Here is a 17609-nt window from a genome sequence, read left to right as displayed (position 1 = left end):
TCAGAAGGGTGTCCAGGTCGGCGATCACGAAGACCTCCAAGTCGGCGTGTGTAGACACGCCGATCCTGGACACCCTTCGCCCCATCACCCCAGGTCAGACCCAGCGTGTCGCACACATGTCCCGACCCGGTCAAAATTCCGATCAACGATCTAGGTCGCACCAGGCCGCATCCTGGGACACGCAATAAGCAACCCGTGGTCCCAGATGGCCCGCCAGTCAGGACCCGCACGGCGCTGACCTGCGGAAACGCTGTCGGGCTGGCGGGATTTGAACCCACGACCCCTTGACCCCCAGCATCGCTCCGGCTCCGATCGGCGACCAGGCAGCGCGCATCGGCGCAGGCCAGCGGCCTTTTCAGAGAGCGGCTTACCGCACCTGACCGCACCTGCCGCTCCAACTCCGCTCCCATCCCGCTCCCACCTGCGCATGTCGACGATCACGTACTGCCGGGAGACCTCGTGTCGCACGGAACCTCGTAGCCGTCCGCACCGCGGCACAAAGGGTGCCCCCGAGCGCGGGGGCAACGGCCGTCGTCGTCTTCCCCGCACCCGATGGCCCGGTGCTGATCGAAGGCAAGTTGCCGGCCGTCCGGACGCCGACGCCGGACATCGTGATCGAAGTCGGCCTGAGCCTTCCCCCCCGGCGTTTGACCGCAATACTCCCTACTGCGACCTTCATGTTGTGGCCGGGCGCGCCGTCTGTTGGTGGGACCAGGACCGGGGCGGGTGTCGGGCCGAGTTCCTCACGCCGACGACGAGACGTAGTTGCGGTCGAACGGAGTCGACGTGCGCGCCATCGAGTAGCTGGGCTACCGCTCTGGTCCGCTCAGCAGTCGGTCCCGGCCGGCTTCGACGCCCGGGGGAAAATCCGTCACGTGGTAGTGGCGCAAATGCCAGAGCCCGTCGAGGAGCCAGAGCGCACGGTAGGTGCGGTCGTTCGAGGGCTCGGACAAGGAGGGGTCGCCGTAGCCGGCCTCTATCCACTCGGCCGGGAAGCGCGTCCCTTCTCGGAAGTCCCACTTGGCGAAGTCGTTCGCCGCGGGTTCGGCTGCGGCCACACCGAAGTCGATGATCCCCGACAGCCTCCCCTCGTGCACCAGGACGTGAACGGCCTTGAGATCGTTGTGGCTCATCGTCACCCGAGGCGGGGCTGCCCGGAACGAGTCGACGATCTCACCGAGCCATCCTCGGATCGTCGCCGGCTCGAGTCCGACGGAGCGGCCAGCTTCCTCGAACGCATGCGCCTCCGTGGCCACGTTGGCCAGCCAGTCATCCAGCGTCTCGAACTCGCCGACGCCGGAGCCATCGAGGCAGCCGAAGCCTCGCACCGGGATGGCGTGGAGCTGCTTCAGCCATGCTCCAACCTCTTCCAGCACGCGGCGAACGTCGAGTTCGTCGGGATCGATGTCGCTGAGTCGCTCACCCGGCAGCTTCTCCATCACCATGACGGACCGGAGCTCGCTCCCGACCTCGACGCGACGCAGAGCGCGAACCCGAGGCGCTCGAATGCCCCGCGACGCGCACTCGCCGATGACCCACGCCTCCCGGTCGTGCCCCTCGGGTCCGTCATGCGAGATGCGCACGATCAAGGACGGGCCCTGCTCCAAAGTGATGTCGTAGACCTCGTTCTGCTCGCCGGCGACGATGCGGCGGAAGTCCACGACCGGCGCCTTCGCCACCTCGCCGACCACAGCCGCCACGACGTCCAGCGGCGTCACCCACGCGCTGTGCAGCGCGGCGAGGTGCTGACTGCGGTCGACGTCGGATGCTGACCTGACTTCGCGCTCCGACATCCCCCGACCGTAACGTCGGACCACAGAACGGGCGAGACAGTTTCGGGTAACACGGTGTCGGTCTCTCGGTGCTCTGGGTGCGCGGTCGTCGCGCCCTCCAACCCCAACAGCACCCCCACCACCACCCAGCCGCCGTTCTCACCTACGGCGTCGCCACATGCCTCCCGCGTCCTCAGCCAACGTGGGGCTCAACACGCAGCTATGAACCGGCCGGCCTCCTCCGGGTCCAATCCACCGACATCTCCGCCTCCTGCGTCAGATGATCCGGCAGCCTTTGACGAGCATGATCCGCGGATCGTCGAGGCCGTTCGGTGCTGGCATGTGAAGGATGTCGCCCCTCATCACGAAGGCGTCCCCGGGCTCTCCTGTTAGCTCGACGAGTCGTAGTGGCATGCCGTCGAGGACGACTTCGTCGAGGTATCGCTTCCGGCGGTCGATGCCTGGACTGGTGTACTCGCTCCACAGGTCGTGCAGCCAGGGATAGCGGGCGCCGAGTCCCATTCTGATCGCCTTGGCGTTGTCGGTCTCCCACCCGTGGTGCCGGAGCAGATGATGGCTTCCGGTGAGGACCAGAGTGCCGCCACCCCTCGGGCGTAGAGGAGCGAGGATGGTGAAGATCGTGACTTGCGACGGTTCCCCACTGGTGGGGTCGGCTCGGCCGTCGGAGTGCCAGCCCCTGTGAGGTACGTCCCACGGCTGTCCTGGTACGCGAAATGTCACCAGCACTCCTCCGCCGCGCAGGGGGCGCTGCCAGCGTTGTGGTCCGTACAGCTCGTCCAGTGCCAGTGGCACCAAGCCGCTGTCTACTGTGTCGAACGCTCCGGAACGAGTTAGCGGTTGGAAGCCTGCCGGACGTTCGGCCAGGAACGTTTGCTCGCTGTTGCGCTGAATCGACTCCGCTGTGGAGAGGAGCAATGATCAGAACCTGTGGATGATGCTCGGTGAGGTGACGTGAAGGGGCGCACCTTCCCGAGGATGATCTGAAAGCCCAAGGAGTTCTGATCAGGACCGGCGTTGGCGCGCTGGTTCGGGAAGGTACGCCCATGCTCAAGGTAGTCCACGACGATGAGGAGTCCAACGCGGGCGGCTCGGTCGGCGGGTCGTTGCTGGATGAGGTCGTGCAGGACGGTACGAGGCGGATGCTGGCGGCGGCGTTGCAGGCTGAAGTCGCGGCCTACATCGAGGCTCATCTCGGCCAGCTGGATGAGAACGGCCATCGGCTGGTGGTCCGCAACGGCTATCACGTCGAGCGGGAGGTGACCACCGCCGCTGGAGCCATCACGGTGCGTGCCCCGCGGGTCAACGACAATCGCCTCGGTCCCGACACTGGGGTGCGGAAGCGGTTCTCCTCTGCGAGCCTGCCGGCCTGGTCGCGCAAGTCTCCCAAGGTCGCCGAGGTGCTGCCGCTGCTGTATCTGCATGGCTTGTCCAGTAGCGACTTCGCACCCGCGCTCGAGCAGTTCCTCGGCACCGGTGCGGGTCCGTCGGCGGCGACCATCACCCGGCTTACCACGCAGTGGCAGGACGAGGCTGCCGCGTTCAACACCCGCTCGCTGGCCGGGGTCGACTACGTGTGCGTGTGGGTCGATGGCATCCACCTCAAGGTCCGACTCGACCAGGACAAGGTGTGCCTGCTGGTGATGATCGGGGTGTGCGCCGACCGCAAGAAGGAGCTGATCGCCCTGGCTGACGGGTTCCGTGAATCAGCCGAGTCGTGGGGCCGACCTGCTCCGCTCGACTCGCCGCCGCGGCATGGCAGCGCCGGTACTCGCCGTCGGCGACGGGGCGCTGGGGTTCTGGAAGGCGATCCGGGATGTGTTCCCCGAAACCCGCGAGCAGCGCTGCTGGTGGCACAAGATGGCGAATGTCCTTGCCGCGTTACCGAAATCGGTGCACCCGGGCGCGAAGGCAGCGCTCGCAGAGATCTACAACGCCGAAGACCGCGACCACGCCGAGAAGGCGGCGAAGGCGTTCGAGATCGACTACGGCGCGAAGTGGCCCAAGGCGGTCGCCAAGATCACCGCCGACCTCGACGTGCTCCTGGAGTTCTACAACTACCCGGCCGAACATTGGGTCCACCTACGCACAACGAACCCGATCGAGTCGACCTTCGCCACCGTCAGGCTACGCACCAGAGTCACCAAGAGACCCGGCTCACGAGCCGCCCGGATCGCGATGGCGTTCAAACTCATCGAATCAGCCCAAGACCGCTGGCGCGCCGTCAACGCACCCCACCTCGTCGCCCTCGCCGCGCCGGCGCCACATTCCACAAAGGCAAACTCGTCGAACGAACCGACGAACCCACTACAACCCAAGCCGCCGAAACGATCTTGATCCACAGGTCTTGACAATTCCTCCGGAATGACCTGCCCTAGGGCTCCAGAGGGCCACTTGACGGACTGGACTGAGATTCACGGCATATTCTGCCTCCCTGATCCTTTCGGCCCACTGTAAGCCGCACAGCGCCCCCTGGCACTATCCCTTCGCGGCAACCAGCAGTATTTACGTGGGCTTTCCACCGGGCATGAAGTGGCTTGTTCTCCTTGATTCCTGATACGATCGTGCATGCTTTCACCCATTCGAATTCTGAGCCAGCGGATGAGGTCAACTGCCGAGGTTAAGCGGCAGCGAAACGACGGAAACAGTGGCCGGCAAGAACCCTTGGACTATGCGGCTTGGGCTCATGTTCAGCCGAAGATGGCGCTGGTGAGAGCGGTCACCCTGGGTCTCCGTCTGGCTTGGCAGACCTCGCCTTCTGGATGGATGTTTCTAGTGCTCTCGGCGATGGTGTCGGCTGGTTGTACGCCTGCCATCCTGTGGGCGGGGCGACACTTGGTGAACCTTGTCACCCAGGGCTCTTCGGGACGTCACGTTTCGGTTCTTCCGACGGTTCTGGTAATCGGCGCGCTGGCTATCGTGCAGCGCGTTCTTTCCGCGGTGGCCAATTACCAGCAGCAGGCATTTAGCTATCAGGTTCACCACGCGGCCGAAGAGCGCTTCCTAGGTCGTGCCGTGACCATCGATATTCCGTACTTGGATGATCCAGGCTTTCACGAGCGGATGATTCGAGCGAGCAAGACGTCGATGACCCGTCCGTTCGCCGTGACCGGTGAGGTTGTGACGTTCTGTGCTCAACTCGTGGCTGTCGTGGGGTTGGTCGGAGTGATGAGCGCGGTCCATCCGGCGCTGCTGGTGGTCATTGCCGGCTCTGTTGCGGTGACGGCCGTCGCACAGGCCCGCGTCAGCAAGAACGTGTACGCGACTGACCTCCAGAACAGCCGGAGCTTCCGAGAGATGTACTACCGCCGTCACCTAATGACCAACGAGGCGGCCATCAAGGAGCTGCAGGGCCTGGGTGCCGCGCATCACATGAGGAGACAGCACACCGACCTGCAGCGCTGGTACGAGGCGAGCCTCGCTGCCGTCTATCGCAAGGGACAAGGCGAAGCGTTGGTTGCCGGCGCGATCAGCGCCCTGCTGCTCACGGTGGCTTACTGGTTCGTCGCGCGGCAGGGGCTCGCTGGAACGCTCACGGCAGGTGATCTCTTCCTGGTGTTGGGCGCGTTCACGTCGGTAGGTGCGATTGTCTCCGGTCTCTCCGGATCACTGGTGGCTTTGCAGGGGCATGCCCCATACCTGCGTGACTACTTCGACTTTCTCGACCTCCGCCAACGCCTACCCGTACGTCCCGACCCGATTCCCCTACCGGCGACGGTCGCGCGCACGGATGAGGCCACGCAGCCGTCGCCTGCCCAACCGGGGCTGACACTGAAGAACGTAACGTTCACCTATCCAACGGCCACTCGACCGGCACTCCGTGGGATCGACCTGGAGATTGCCCCGGGGGAGATGGTCGCCTTGGTCGGGGACAACGGAGCGGGCAAGACGACGCTGGTCAAGCTGCTCCTTCGCCACTACGACCCGCAGGACGGGCAGGTGCTCGTGGGTGGCGTGGACCTCCGTGACGCCGACCCGACCGAACTCCAGTCACGCTTCGGCGTCCTGTTCCAGGACTTCGTCCACTACAACCTGACCGTGCGCGAGAACCTCCAACTCGGTCGAGTCGAACGCAAGGCATCGGACTCCGATCTGTGGACAGCGCTGCACGCCGCCAGGGCCGACTTCGTTCAGGATCTGACCATGGGACTGGACGCGACAGTCGGAAAGGGCTACGAGTGGTGCCAGGACATCTCAGGCGGCCAATGGCAACGACTGTCCCTGGCTCGCCTGATGTACCGAAACGCCGACGTGTGGATCTTGGACGAGCCCACCAGCGCCCTTGACCCGGAGGCGGAAGTCGAAGTGTTCACCCAACTCCGGGAAAATCTCAGTGGCCGGATCGGCATCATCATCTCGCACAGGTTCTCGACCGTCCGGATCGCCGACCGAATCCTTGTCATGCAAGACGGCCAGATCACCGAAGCCGGCACCCACGAAGAACTCCTCGACCTAGGTGGCCGATACGCCCACCTGTTCGACCTGCAGGCAGCTGGCTATCGGTAGCTCTAGGAAGGGGTGTCAACCACGCGGTGGCACCCCTTCGCCGTCCCTGAGCGACCATTGTGAGCGACAACGCCCAGACACGACCTTGACAGGCAGCCTCATAGCGAAGTTAGCCCGGACTGATTGGCTTCCACAGGAGAACCTCGTCGAAGGTCTGATCGCGGTCGCGGTAGCCCTCGGGCAGCCGGCCCCATACGCGGAACCCGAGGCTACGGTAGGCGTCCTCGGCGTGAGTGCCGCCACGACAGCTGATCTCTAGGATCGAGCAGCCCCAGTCCCGTGCCCGCTGGTTTGCCGCGTCGACGAGCTTGCGAGCGAGCCCAGTCCCTTGGGCGGCGGGTGTGATCACGAAGCCAACGATGTCGGCACGGTGGCGGCACATGCGGTGCGCCAAGCGTTCCACTGTGCAGGTTCCCAGGACGTCACCGTTCTCCTCTGCAACGAGCATGGCGGACTCGCCGTGCTCGAGTCCATCGATCGCGGGCGGGATCATGGCGGCGGTCTGTTCGAAGGTGTTCGCGCTGAAACAGTTCTGCTGCAAACTGGCCGCATCCTCTTCGCGCACGGGTCGAATGATCATGGCGAGACAGTAGTAGGGGACAAGCGTGGGTGCCGAAGGACTATGGGCATGCTGTAGCCGCACGCGGTGACAAGTCATTGCTAAGGTCCGGGCGCATGGCTTCGGTCTGGGTTGGCGAGCGGGTTCGGCTGCGGGGTGGCGAGCCGGAAGAGTGGGAGCAGCTGGCGGTGGAGTTCGAGCAGGACTCCACGGTGATGCGGAACGCCGGGGCGTTGCACCCACCGCGATCCAGGGCCAGCTACCGCCAGTGGGCGGAGAGCACAAACAAGCTCCGAGACGACGACGCGTTCAGCCTCGTTATCGAGTCGCTGCCCGAGGAGAGGCCTGTCGGCTGGCTCGGTACGACCGACGTGGACAAGAATGCTGGAGTCTTCTCCTACGGCATCACCATCGGCGGCGAGTACCAGCGGCGCGGCTACGCGAGCGAAGCGATCGTCCTGGTGCTGCGGTACATGTTCGGCGAACGGCGCTTCCAGAAGTGTGATGTCGACATGTACGCCTACAACACCGCGTCCTTGAGGCTCCACAAGAAGCTCGGCTTCATCGAGGAAGGCCGGCGTCGCCGTCGACAGTTCTTCGCCGGCGCATACCACGAGCTGGTGCTGATGGGGATGACCGTCGAGGAGTACGCCGCACATCACTCGCCCGGCTACGTCGAATCCACCGGACCGAACTAAGGACCGGCGGGGTTTGGCCGGTGTCCTGACTCGGGTCGCGGAGACCGGGGGCCGTAAGCTTCCGCGGCTCGGGCGGGTTCTTGGCCTGCCCGTTGTGGCCCGAGGCGGTCCCCCGGTCTTAGGGACCCGATCCGAGGGAGGTGGGTAAAGCCTGACGGTCCGGCGACCACCTCAGCCACGGCTTCCTGACTGTCGTGCCGTCCGGTGAGCCCGAGGACGGCGCACTGGCGCCGCCCGCATGGCGGCCGGGCGGCTGCGCCGCGTCAGCGGCGCCTTGATTAGTGCAGAGGCTTGCGCGGCAGTTGGAGAAGAAGGAAAGCCCTACCCTGCGGTGTCGGTTGGCGTTCTTTGGGAGCTCCGCTCCCATATCGCTCCCAGAATCGGACATCGACGGGTGCGAGGCGCACACCATGACGATCGTTCTGCGCCTCTGACCTGCGGAAACGCTGGTCGGGCTGGCGGGATTTGAACCCACGACCCCTTGACCCCCAGTCAAGTGCGCTACCAAACTGCGCCACAGCCCGTCGCCCGAAACCTCCCGGTCGGGCGGATGGAACATTACCGCAGAGCCGCTCGAACTGCGCCGCCGGCCGGCGCACCCGCTACTTCCCCTTGCGCTGGCGCTTCTCGCGGATCCGCAGGGTGATCATGATCGGCGAGCCGGCGAACCCGAACTCCTCCCGGAGCCGGCGTTCGATGAACCGCCGGTACGAAGGCTCCAGGTAGCCCGTCGTGAAGAGCAGGAACTTCGGCGGCGACGTCTGCGGCTGGGTGCCGAAGAGGATCCGTGGCTGCTTGCCGCCTCGCAGCGGGTGCGGATTGGCCGCCACCAGCCGACCGAGGAAGGCGTTCAGGGTGCCGGTCGGGACCCTGGTCGACCAGCCTTCGAGCGAGGTCTCCATCGCCCGGACCAGCCGGTCGACGTGCCAGCCTGTGAGCGCGCTGACGTTGACCCGAGGGGCCCAGCGCACCCGCACCTGCCGGTCCAGCTCCTTCTCCAGCCGCAGCCGCCGGTCCTCGTCGACAAGATCCCATTTGTTGAACGCAAGTACCAGGCCGCGACCCGACTCGACGACGGTCGAGATGATCCGCAGGTCCTGTTCCGACAGCGGCTCGGCCGCGTCGAGCAGGACGATCGCGACCTCCGCGCGTTCGATCGCCGCGGTCGTACGCAGGCTGGCATAGAACTCGTGTCCGGCCGCGTCGCGGACCCGGCGCCGGATGCCCGCGGTGTCGATGAACCGCCAGGTCTTGGCGCCGAGTTCGACCAACTCATCGACCGGGTCGACGGTCGTGCCGGCCACCTCGTCGACGACGACGCGCTCCTCGCCGGCGAGGCGGTTGAGCAGGCTGGACTTGCCGACGTTCGGCTTGCCGACGAGAGCGATCCGCCGCGGGCCGCCGGCTCCTGGACCGCGGTCGGCTGGCGCCTCGGGCATCGCCTCCAGCACCGCGTCGAGCAGGTCGCCGGTCCCCCGACCGTGGATCGCCGAGACCGGCCGTGGCTCACCGAGTCCGAGTGACCACAGGGCGGCCGCCTCGGTTTCGCCGCGCAGGTCGTCGGCCTTGTTGGCCGTGAGGATCACCGGCTTGCCGGCCCTCCGGAGGATGCGTACGACGGCCTCGTCGACGTCCGTCGCGCCGACGGTGACGTCGACGACGAACAGGACGACATCGGCGGCGGTGACGGCGATCTCTGCCTGGGCGGCCACCCGGGCCATGAAGCCCTTGGCATCGGGGTCCCATCCGCCGGTATCGACCAGGGTGAACCGCCGGCCGCGCCAGTCGGCGTCGTAGGTCACCCGGTCGCGGGTGACACCGGGAACGTCCTCGACGACGGCTGCTCTCCGGCCCAGGATGCGGTTGACGAGCGTGGACTTGCCGACATTGGGACGTCCGACGACCGCGACGACCGGTGCGTCCGCGGCCACCGGGCCGTCGAGGTCGTCTGCGGGCCCCCCTACGTCGACGAAGGCATAGCCGTCATCACCTTCGTCGGCAAAGGCGTCGGCGAGCTCGGCAGCCTGCCGGGATTCCCTGTCAGTCACGAAACTTCCTCTACGTCGATGCGTCCCGGGGTGGGCGCGGCAGCCTCGCGGGGTCCCGCCTCCTGCTCGGCGCCGGGCGCCGCCTGGCCGCTGACCTCGACCGCCTCGCGAAGGTGGGCGATCAGGGCCTGGCGCAGTCGGGAAGCTTGTTGGCGTACGACCTCGCGACGGCGTGGCCACGGCACCGCCTCGAGGACGACCGGCCGGCCGAAGACCACGTCGATCCGCGTCCTCATCGAGGGTACGGCCCCCGTCGACTTCCCGAGCGCGCGCGTCCCCAGGCAGGCCACCGGGACGACCGGCGCCCCCGTGCACAGGGCGAGATACGCGACGCCGGGTTTGATCACGGTGAAGTCGCCGGGTCCGCGCTTGCCCTCGGGGTAGATGGCGAGGACGTCGCCCCGGTCCAGCACCGCCAACGCGGCCTTGAGGGCACCGGCGTCGGCCGTCCCACGGTCGAGCGGGATCTGGCCGAGGCGCCGCAACGTCCTACCCAGCAGGCCGTGGAACATCTCCTTCTTGACCAGCCCATGGACCGGCCGCGCCATCGCCGCCGCGAGGACCGGCCCGTCGAGGATCGCGAGGTGGTTCGACGCCAGGATCACCGGGCCGTCGCCCGGCACGTGGTGCCGGTCATGGACGCGGATCCTCCAGGCCAGCTTCAGCACTCCAGAGGCGGGCCGCCGCGAGAGGCGCATCGGCCACTTCGGCGGGCCGGGCGTGCCTCGCCAGTACGCCGAGGGGGACGAAAACTGTGGCGGGAACGGAGTGGGCGGCGGGTCGGCCGCTCCGCTCATCGGGGACCGCACGCCCCCACCCGTTCGCCGGCGAGGGCCGCGATTCGGTCGATGACCTGCTCGAGGTCGAGCTCAGTCGTGTCGAGAACCACGGCGTCGGACGCACGGCCGGACTGGTCGGAGTCCAACCGGTCGCGGCGGGCGATCTCCCGGCGGGTGAGGCCGACCTCCACCCTGCTGCCGGCCAGGCCTTCGGCCGCGCGGCGATGGGCACGGACATCCTCTCGCGCCGTCAGGTAGACCTTGACATCGGCGTCTGGAGCCACGGTGGTGCCGATGTCGCGGCCCTCGACGACGATGCCGCCGTCACCGATCAGCTCACGTTGCAGGTCGATGAGTCGCGTCCGGACCGCTGGCACGGCGGCGACGGCGCTCACCGCGTTGGTCACCTCGCGCGACCTCACCGGACGGGAGACGTCCACCCCGTCGATCGCGATCCTCGGCGCCTTCGGGTCGGTCGTCACCTCGAGGTGGGGCTCCCCACAGCGCGCGGCGATCTTCTCGGCGTCGTCGAGGGGTGCGCCTGCTCGCAGCATCCACCAGGTGAGGGCGCGGTACATCGCACCGGTGTCGAGATAACGCAGGCCGAGGCGTCGCGCCACCCCTCGTGCGGCACTGGACTTTCCTGAACCCGACGGTCCGTCGATCGCCACCACGATGCCGGCCAGATCTGCCTCGTCGGCTCGCTCCACCTTGTCGTCTCCTCCCACGATCCGCCCGGTCCGCCGCGCAGGCTAACCGTGGACGTCCCATCCGTGCTGCGCCAGGGCCTGCAAGAGTGCGGGTACGGCATCAGGGTGCACCGCGAGCTGGACCAACCCGGCGGGGGTGCCGGGGCTGTGGTCGATGCGTACGTCCTCGATGTTGACTCCGGCCGCACCGACATCGGCGAACAGCCGCGCCAGCTCACCGGGCTGGTCACGCAGCTGCACCGGTACCGACGCGAAGGTCTCGGGACGCATGCCGTGTTTGCCGGGGAGTCGTCGTACGCCGGTGGCACCGCGTTCGAGGACGTTCCTCAGGTCGGGAGCCCCGGGCGCCGCCAGCTCGGTCTCCGCAGGCGGGACGGACTTCTCCAGGGTCACAGCGAACTGGTGCATGCGTTCGGCCGTCTCGTGGAGCAGCTTGGCCACCGGCTCGGCGTTGGCGGCGAGGATCTGGCTCCACAGGTCGGGGTCACCGGCCGCGATCCGGGTCACGTCGCGCAGGCCCTGCCCGGCCAGCACCAGGTGGTCCTCGGCCGCGGTGGTGAGCAGGCCGGCCACCACCGAGGAGGCGACCTGGGGAAGGTGGGAGATCAGCGCCACCGCTTCGTCGTGCTCGGCCGGCGTCATCGGCACCGCGAACGCGCCGCAGGTCGCCGCGAGGCCCTCGACCGCCTCGACCGCCTCGGGCCGGCTTCCCGGATGCGGCGTCACCGCCCACGCCCGCCCGTCGAACAGGTCAGCTCGCGCGGCCAGCGGTCCCGACTGCTCGCTGCCGGCCATCGGGTGCCCGCCGACGTACCGGTCGAGGAACTCAGGCGCCCTCGCAGCGACGGCGACGACCGTGGCGGCCTTCACGCTGCCAAGGTCGGTGACCGTCGCCCGCGGGAACCGCTCCAGCGCGTCGGCGATGACGGTCCCGAGGGCAGCGGGTGGTACGCCGACCACGACCAGATCGGGCTCCGCACCATCCGTCCCGGCCGCACCATCCGTCTCGCCCGGGCCATCCGCGCCGCCGACGTCCGCTCGACTGGCCGGTACGCCCGCGCCGAGAGACACGGCGACCCGCACATGTCCCGGATCGCGGTCCTCGAGAAGGACCTCGAGACCCGCCCGACTCAGCGCGAGCCCCACCGAGGTGCCCATCAATCCGGCACCGATGACGAGGATGCGACCCGTCGGACGTCGGTTCATGGCTGCCCCGGAGGGGGCGTCGGCGAGTCGTCCGGCACGGCGTAGACATGGGAGAGGTCCCGGCGCAGCGCGGCCGCGCCGTGGAGGTAGACGTGAGTGATCTCGTCCCGGCTGAGCGGGGTCTCGACATGGGCCATGAGCCGGATCACCCGCGGCATCCCGCCACCGATCTCGAGCTCACGCGCGCAGAGCAGGGGGACGTCGGTCATACCCATCAGGCGCGCGGCGTAGGCCGGAAACTCCGAGTGCACGTCGGACGTCGCCGTGAAGACGATGCTGATCAGGTCGTCGTTGTCGAGGTCATTGGTGCGCAGGACCTCCTTGACGAGTTCGGCCACGCGATCGAGCAGGTGCTCGCGCTCGTCGATCTCGAGCTGGGTCGCACCCCGGACTGCCCGGACCGGCACGGTGAATCCTTCCGTCCGCTGTGAGTCGCCGCGTCATCTGAAGGGGTACGCCTACCAGAAGGAGGCGTACGACGAACAGCGCCGGTAACGCGGCATTTGTCCCTGTGGCGACGCCTGTCGTCGGGGTCACCCTATCCGCGCCTGGTATCACCCGGCGTCAGAGGGCGACCCAGCCGGCCCGGATCTCCCAGTGCCTACCGGCCTCCAGGTGCGTCACGATCGCGCGTTCCAGCGTCGTACGCCTGGGAAGCTCGTCGATCGTGGGGTTGATCTTCCTGAACACGAACTGGAACACGTCGTTGTCGCCGACCCGTCCCCCGGGAACAAGCTGGAAGCGGCGCTGGAACCGGACGATGTTGGAGTCGGCGGGGAGGTACTCCGCGAGCTGCGGATCGAGCAGCCACGACGAGCAGATGGCGTAGCGGTAGCCCTCCTCAGGGAAGTACCGGTCGTAGAACTCCCGCGCCCGCCGGAACGACTCCTCGCACGCCTCGTGCGTCATCGGACCCGACTCCGGGATGTGGACACCCAGTGCGGTGTCGCCCCTGCGGAACGGAGCGTCCGTCGCGGCGATCGCCTCATCGTCGAAGCTGACGGTCCCGCGGTTGAACTGCAGCCGGCCCATGTCGTAGATCAGGCCACGAAAGTGCAGAGAGAACCAGAACTGCACGTCGAGACCGCCGACGCCGTGGATTCGCCGGTAGATGGCGATCTGGCGGCCCAGGTCGGCGAAGGTCGCCCAGCTCACGTCGGCCGGGATGCCGCGCTCCTCGTGGTAGCGCAGGACGGTGGGCACGGCGGCGAGGAGGACGTGGACATAGAAGAACCGACCCTTGGCGCCGAGGCTCGCCGGAAGGTGCGGCCACCGCAGCCAGTCCCAGTTCAGGTCGCCCATGCTGGTCTCGAGCAACTGGTGGCAACGCTGTAGGAGCCACCAGAGCTCGGGGTCCCCGGCGGCGGACGGGCGGGTCGCGATGATCTCCGCGGCGTCGTCCGGGAGGACGCCGACACGTTGGAGGAGGGGGTCGATCTCGGCGAGGTCAGGGAGTGGGACCTCCTTCACGGGCGGTGACAGCCGGGCGAGTTCGGCCACCCAGTCCGCGTGCTCCTGACCAGATCCGAGCAGCGTGACGACTGCTGCGGCATCGACGTCGGTACCCAACGACCGCCACCTCCGTAGAACCTCGACCTGTCTTCGCGGGGACCGGCACCGAGGGCGTCGAGGACCCACGCGAGCGACCCGCCCGACCACCGAACCAGATCCACCCGGGAGAACGCCAGCCGCGCCCCCACCGAACCTGGTGTGCCGACCACGGCTGGCCAGCGGGGACGATGCTGCCATGCCCCGGTCCTCGCGGCTTCTACGACCGCCGCTGATGCCCTTCTCCCACGCGTGCGGGCGTCCGCGCCCCGTCTGTCGCAGGCGCTCCCAGGAGCCCGCGGGTCAGGCCTCCGGTTCGTAGGCGACGTTGACCTCCGCGGCCGACGCGAGACCCTTGTAGCCCTCGACGGCCTCCAGGCGTATGAAGCGGGCAGTGACCGGCTGCCACTCGGCGTACTTCCGGTGGTACGAGTAGCTCCACTCCCCCTGCGCGACCTCGGTGAAGGCGGCGCCGTCGGTACTGACGGCGATGCGGAATCCCATGATGGTGCCGTTGCAGCTCACGTCCTGGCGGGGTGTGTAGACGAGTGCACGGGTCACGTAGTCGCCGCCGAGGTCGAGGGTGATCGCTTGTGGCAGCGGGTTCTCCGGTCCCGTCGCGCTGTGCCACAGGGTCGCGTCGTCGCTGTCGATCGCGTTCTGCGGACCGGATCCTTCGAGCGAACTCGTCGCCGTCGCCGTCATCTGTCCCTGCGGGACGACATGCGCGAACTCCGGCACGTCGTCGTCGTTGATCGGGTCGAGTCGGTTCGCCATCCGGATGAGGTCGAAGTACTGGTCGGCGCGCACGACCTCGTACTCCGGCCCGAGTTCCGCGATGACACCGGCCACGTCGGTCGGTGTCATCGCCATCGCGAGCACGCCCATCGACAGGAACAGCGGCGAGTTGCCGTCCCAGCCGCGGGACGCCTCGGCGATGGAGGCCTTCAGCTCCGCGACGTTGTTGTTGAGCATGACGACCGACTGCGGCAGGTCGTCGGTCAGCATCTTCGTGAGAGTGCAGCGTTCCCAGCCGAACATCACACCCGCCGGATCGATGTCCTCGGAGTAGGCCGTCACCTCGTGCTCCGTCATCCAGACGCTCGGTCCGTTGACGCGGTTGAGGACGTAGACGGTCTCGAGCCCTGCCGCCTCGATGTACTTCCCCGAGTGTCGGGTGTAGGTACGGAAGTCGGCGTCCGGCCACGGCGTCGGGTTGATGTAGCCAGCCCCGGAGGGTCCCGCCATGAAGTGGTCGTTCGGTGTCGCGGTCGACTGGTAGTAGCGCAGCATCGCGGGGGCGGCGTCGAGCAGCAGCGGGCTGATCCCCCAGTTGAGCGGGACGCTCCCCCGCGCCGGGTCACCCCAGATCCTGCGCAGGACCCGCTGGTTGTACTGCAGGTTGTCGCCTTCGGACATCGTGAACGTGACATAGATCTTGTTGCGCAGCCTTGGGGCTTTGGCCTTCGGTTGCGCGATCGGCTCCGCCCGCGTACCCGACCAGACGCTCATGTTGGCGAACCAGTCCGCCGGCACTACGTAGACGGCGTTCTCCGAACACAGCTGGGTGGAGCTGAACTCTCCCGGCGGGAACCAGCCGAGGTACGGCGAGTTCGTCGGCATGTCGGCGAGAAAACATGCGTAGAGCGCGCGTTCGGCAGGGATCGCGGAGTCGAGCCAGATCACGAGGGAGCGGTTGGCGACGGGATAGTCCCGCAGGTACGCCGATCCGGTGCGCTGGCCCTCGGGCTTGAGCCCGACGAGCATCCGGTGGGTGGCCTCGGGCCAGAGGTTGTCGTAGGTCCACTGGTAGACGTCCAGGCGGCCGGTGAACCGTCCCCGTAGATCCTCGAGAACGGGGTAGTCGTAGCCGTCTGCAGCGAGCTTCGCGGCGAGTTCGGGGCTGACGGCCAGCGCGTCCCGCAGACCCGCGAGACCCGTTGCCGCGTTGATGGTGTCGAGCACGTCGGGGTCGTAGATCACGATCCCCGTCGGTACGTCCGCGAACTCCTCGAGCAGCCGCCACCTCGAATCGAGCATGGTGTACGTGATTCCGAGGCCGTCGGTGAGCCAGGTCTGCTTGCCCTGGTCCCCCGGCTGGAGCAGGTAGATGCGAGGCAAGGTGCGGTTGACGATGCCCTGCAGGCAGGCGAAGAGCACCTGTTCGTCGCGCGGAACCTCCTCCAGATCGGCCACCAGGAGGTGTCGAGCCCGGGGAAAGTGCGGCAACGCCTGGCCCTCGGGCCAGCTGATGCCACCTGCGTCGGTGGCGGTTGACGCCGATACATTGTCAGAGGTCTTACCAATCGACTCAAATAAAAGTGCGGCTTCCGGCTTCGTCGCAGAGGACGCGACACCGGCCGCGACCGCGCCGGTGAGAAACACGCGTCGGCTGACCATGGGATCTCCCTCGGGGCTTACGCAGTGGGGCCTGATGGCGGGACGCCCGAACCCTAGATCACGCCGGCGGTGAGTCAACCGGCTTGACGGCCATGTGCACCAACCCTGTCCGGAGCTGGATGGCGCTGTCCCCATCACCCGGACAACCAGCGGGTTAGCCGAGAAGTGCGGGGAATGATCACGCACACGTGATCATTCCCCACGATGGCGCGGCATATTCGCCGTGCATCGTGGGGAATTGGCCCGCATCGCCGGCGGGAGTTAGTTGAGGAGTTGGGCGACCTCTCGGGCGATCTGCAGGTCCTCGCGCGCCGCGACGACCAGGCAGTGCACCGGTGACCCTGGCGCGCTGATGTCCGCATCCCCTTCGGCGGCAGCGTTGTGGACCGCATCGACGCCGAGCCCGAGGAAGCCGAGCCCATCGGCCGCCCCCGCCCGGATCGCCGGAGCGTGCTCCCCCACGCCGCCGGTGAACGCTACGACGTCCAGGCCCGACAGGCTCGCCGCCATGGCGGCGATCCCCGCCCGCAACCGATGCAGATAGACCTCGATCGCCAGACGCGCGGCGGCATCGCCGTCACCCGCCCGTGCGAGTACCTCGCGCATGTCCGGCGTGCCGGCGAGCCCCGCCAGCCCGGATCGGTGCTCCAGCCCGTCGTCGAGCGCATCGACATCGACCTCGCCCTGCCGCAGGAGCCACACCAGCAGTCCGGGGTCGACGTCGCCGGACCGGCTCGCCATCACCAACCCCTCCAGCGGAGTGAAACCCATCGTCGTGTCGACGCTCTCCCCGCCCCGGACCGCACAGAGCGACGCGCCCGCACCCAGGTGACAGACGACGGTCCGCAGGTCCTCGACCGGGCGCCCGACCAGATCCGCCACCCGGCGCGAGGCGTACGCATGGGACAGGCCGTGGAACCCGTACCGCCGTACGTCGAAGCCTGAGCACTCCCGCCACGCGGCCGGGAGTGCGTAGGTCGTGGCGGCGGGTGGGAGGGTGGAGTGGAAGGCCGTGTCGAAGCAGGCGACGGACGGGACGTCGGGGAGCAGGCGCGCGATCAGGTCGATACCGGCAACGGCGGCCGGCTGGTGCAGCGGAGCCAGCGGTACCAGGGCTTGGAGTTGGGTGCGTACGCCGACGTCGATGCGTACGGGCCCGGTGAACAGTCCACCACCGTGCACGACCCGGTGGCCGACCGCGTCGGGGGTGTCCCACCCGTCGAGGACCGACTCCAACTCGCTCGACTGCGAGTCATCGCCCGACACGTCGACCTGGTGACTCGCACGTACCCGGTCGCCGTCGAGGAGGGCGAGCTTCAGCGTCGCCGACCCGGCGTTGACGACGAGCACCCGCATCGGAGCTCC

General features: G+C 67.7%; 13 protein-coding genes, 1 tRNA gene and 1 pseudogene. 3 read left to right on the top strand and 12 right to left on the bottom strand.

The genetic code is table 11. From position 1 onward, the window contains the following. Positions 1–809: 809 nt before the first annotated feature. Entirely contained in the window at positions 810–1793 is a 984-nt protein-coding gene (locus ABNF93_RS32570; protein WP_349332110.1) for a phosphotransferase family protein, read from the bottom strand. A gap of 255 nt (positions 1794–2048) precedes the next feature. Further along, on the bottom strand, positions 2049–2585 hold the full coding sequence (locus tag ABNF93_RS32565; RefSeq protein ID WP_349332109.1) for a phytanoyl-CoA dioxygenase family protein: 537 nt from the start codon (positions 2583–2585) through the stop codon (positions 2049–2051). Positions 2586–2836: 251 nt separating this feature from the next. Here ABNF93_RS32565 and ABNF93_RS32560 point away from each other — a divergent pair. Together ABNF93_RS32560 and ABNF93_RS32555 are read left to right on the top strand one after the other, a co-directional pair. Continuing rightward, positions 2837–4141: pseudogene (locus ABNF93_RS32560) on the top strand (IS256 family transposase). Positions 4142–4628: 487 nt separating this feature from the next. Then, positions 4629–6296 carry an ABC transporter ATP-binding protein gene (locus tag ABNF93_RS32555; RefSeq protein ID WP_349332108.1) on the top strand — a complete coding sequence of 556 codons (1668 nt, stop codon included), beginning with the start codon at positions 4629–4631 and terminating at the stop codon, positions 6294–6296. A 109-nt stretch (positions 6297–6405) separates the two neighbouring features. Here the strand turns inward: ABNF93_RS32555 and ABNF93_RS32550 are convergent, their stop codons facing one another. Then, complete coding sequence (locus tag ABNF93_RS32550; RefSeq protein WP_349332107.1) at positions 6406–6876, bottom strand: GNAT family N-acetyltransferase; 471 nt, start codon at positions 6874–6876, stop codon at positions 6406–6408. Between the two features lie 95 nt (positions 6877–6971). Here ABNF93_RS32550 and ABNF93_RS32545 point away from each other — a divergent pair, with 95 nt between their 5' ends. Further along, complete coding sequence (locus ABNF93_RS32545) at positions 6972–7553, top strand: GNAT family N-acetyltransferase (RefSeq protein ID WP_349332106.1); 582 nt, start codon at positions 6972–6974, stop codon at positions 7551–7553. Between the two features lie 447 nt (positions 7554–8000). On the opposite strand, the gene ABNF93_RS32540 is transcribed toward ABNF93_RS32545, so the two are convergent. The 9 genes from ABNF93_RS32540 to ABNF93_RS32500 all read right to left on the bottom strand — a co-directional run bounded on the left by ABNF93_RS32540 (position 8001) and on the right by ABNF93_RS32500 (position 17600). Then, a tRNA-Pro gene (locus tag ABNF93_RS32540) sits at positions 8001–8077 on the bottom strand. A gap of 78 nt (positions 8078–8155) precedes the next feature. Then, positions 8156–9484 (bottom strand): ribosome biogenesis GTPase Der, encoded by a 1329-nt coding sequence (gene der, locus ABNF93_RS32535; RefSeq protein ID WP_349332111.1) that lies wholly within the window; start codon positions 9482–9484, stop codon positions 8156–8158. Positions 9485–9597: 113 nt separating this feature from the next. Continuing rightward, positions 9598–10410, bottom strand: coding sequence for a lysophospholipid acyltransferase family protein (locus ABNF93_RS32530; protein ID WP_349332105.1), 813 nt, complete (start codon positions 10408–10410; stop codon positions 9598–9600). Next, complete coding sequence (gene cmk, locus ABNF93_RS32525; RefSeq protein ID WP_349332104.1) at positions 10395–11090, bottom strand: (d)CMP kinase; 696 nt, start codon at positions 11088–11090, stop codon at positions 10395–10397. The genes ABNF93_RS32530 and cmk overlap by 16 nt, the downstream gene beginning before the upstream one ends. Positions 11091–11132: 42 nt before the next feature. Further along, complete coding sequence (locus tag ABNF93_RS32520) at positions 11133–12296, bottom strand: prephenate dehydrogenase (protein ID WP_349332103.1); 1164 nt, start codon at positions 12294–12296, stop codon at positions 11133–11135. Continuing rightward, a complete protein-coding gene (gene aroH, locus ABNF93_RS32515; RefSeq protein WP_349332102.1) occupies positions 12293–12703 on the bottom strand; it encodes a chorismate mutase in 411 nt (136 codons plus the stop codon). Before aroH ends, ABNF93_RS32520 begins: the two co-directional genes overlap by 4 nt. 157 nt (positions 12704–12860) lie before the next feature. After that, positions 12861–13865, bottom strand: coding sequence for an acyltransferase domain-containing protein (locus ABNF93_RS32510; protein ID WP_349332101.1), 1005 nt, complete (start codon positions 13863–13865; stop codon positions 12861–12863). A 282-nt stretch (positions 13866–14147) separates the two neighbouring features. Then, the gene (locus ABNF93_RS32505; protein ID WP_349332100.1) at positions 14148–16244 is read right to left on the bottom strand and encodes a discoidin domain-containing protein; all 2097 of its coding nucleotides are present in this window, start codon (positions 16242–16244) and stop codon (positions 14148–14150) included. Positions 16245–16505: 261 nt separating this feature from the next. Beyond that, positions 16506–17600 (bottom strand): acetate/propionate family kinase, encoded by a 1095-nt coding sequence (locus ABNF93_RS32500; RefSeq protein ID WP_349332099.1) that lies wholly within the window; start codon positions 17598–17600, stop codon positions 16506–16508. Between the last annotated feature and the right edge of the window lie 9 nt (positions 17601–17609).

It is taken from the genome of Actinopolymorpha sp. B9G3 (assembly GCF_040120725.1).
Lineage (GTDB): Bacteria > Actinomycetota > Actinomycetes > Propionibacteriales > Actinopolymorphaceae > Thermasporomyces.
This window is presented reverse-complemented; position numbering and strand designations above follow the sequence as displayed.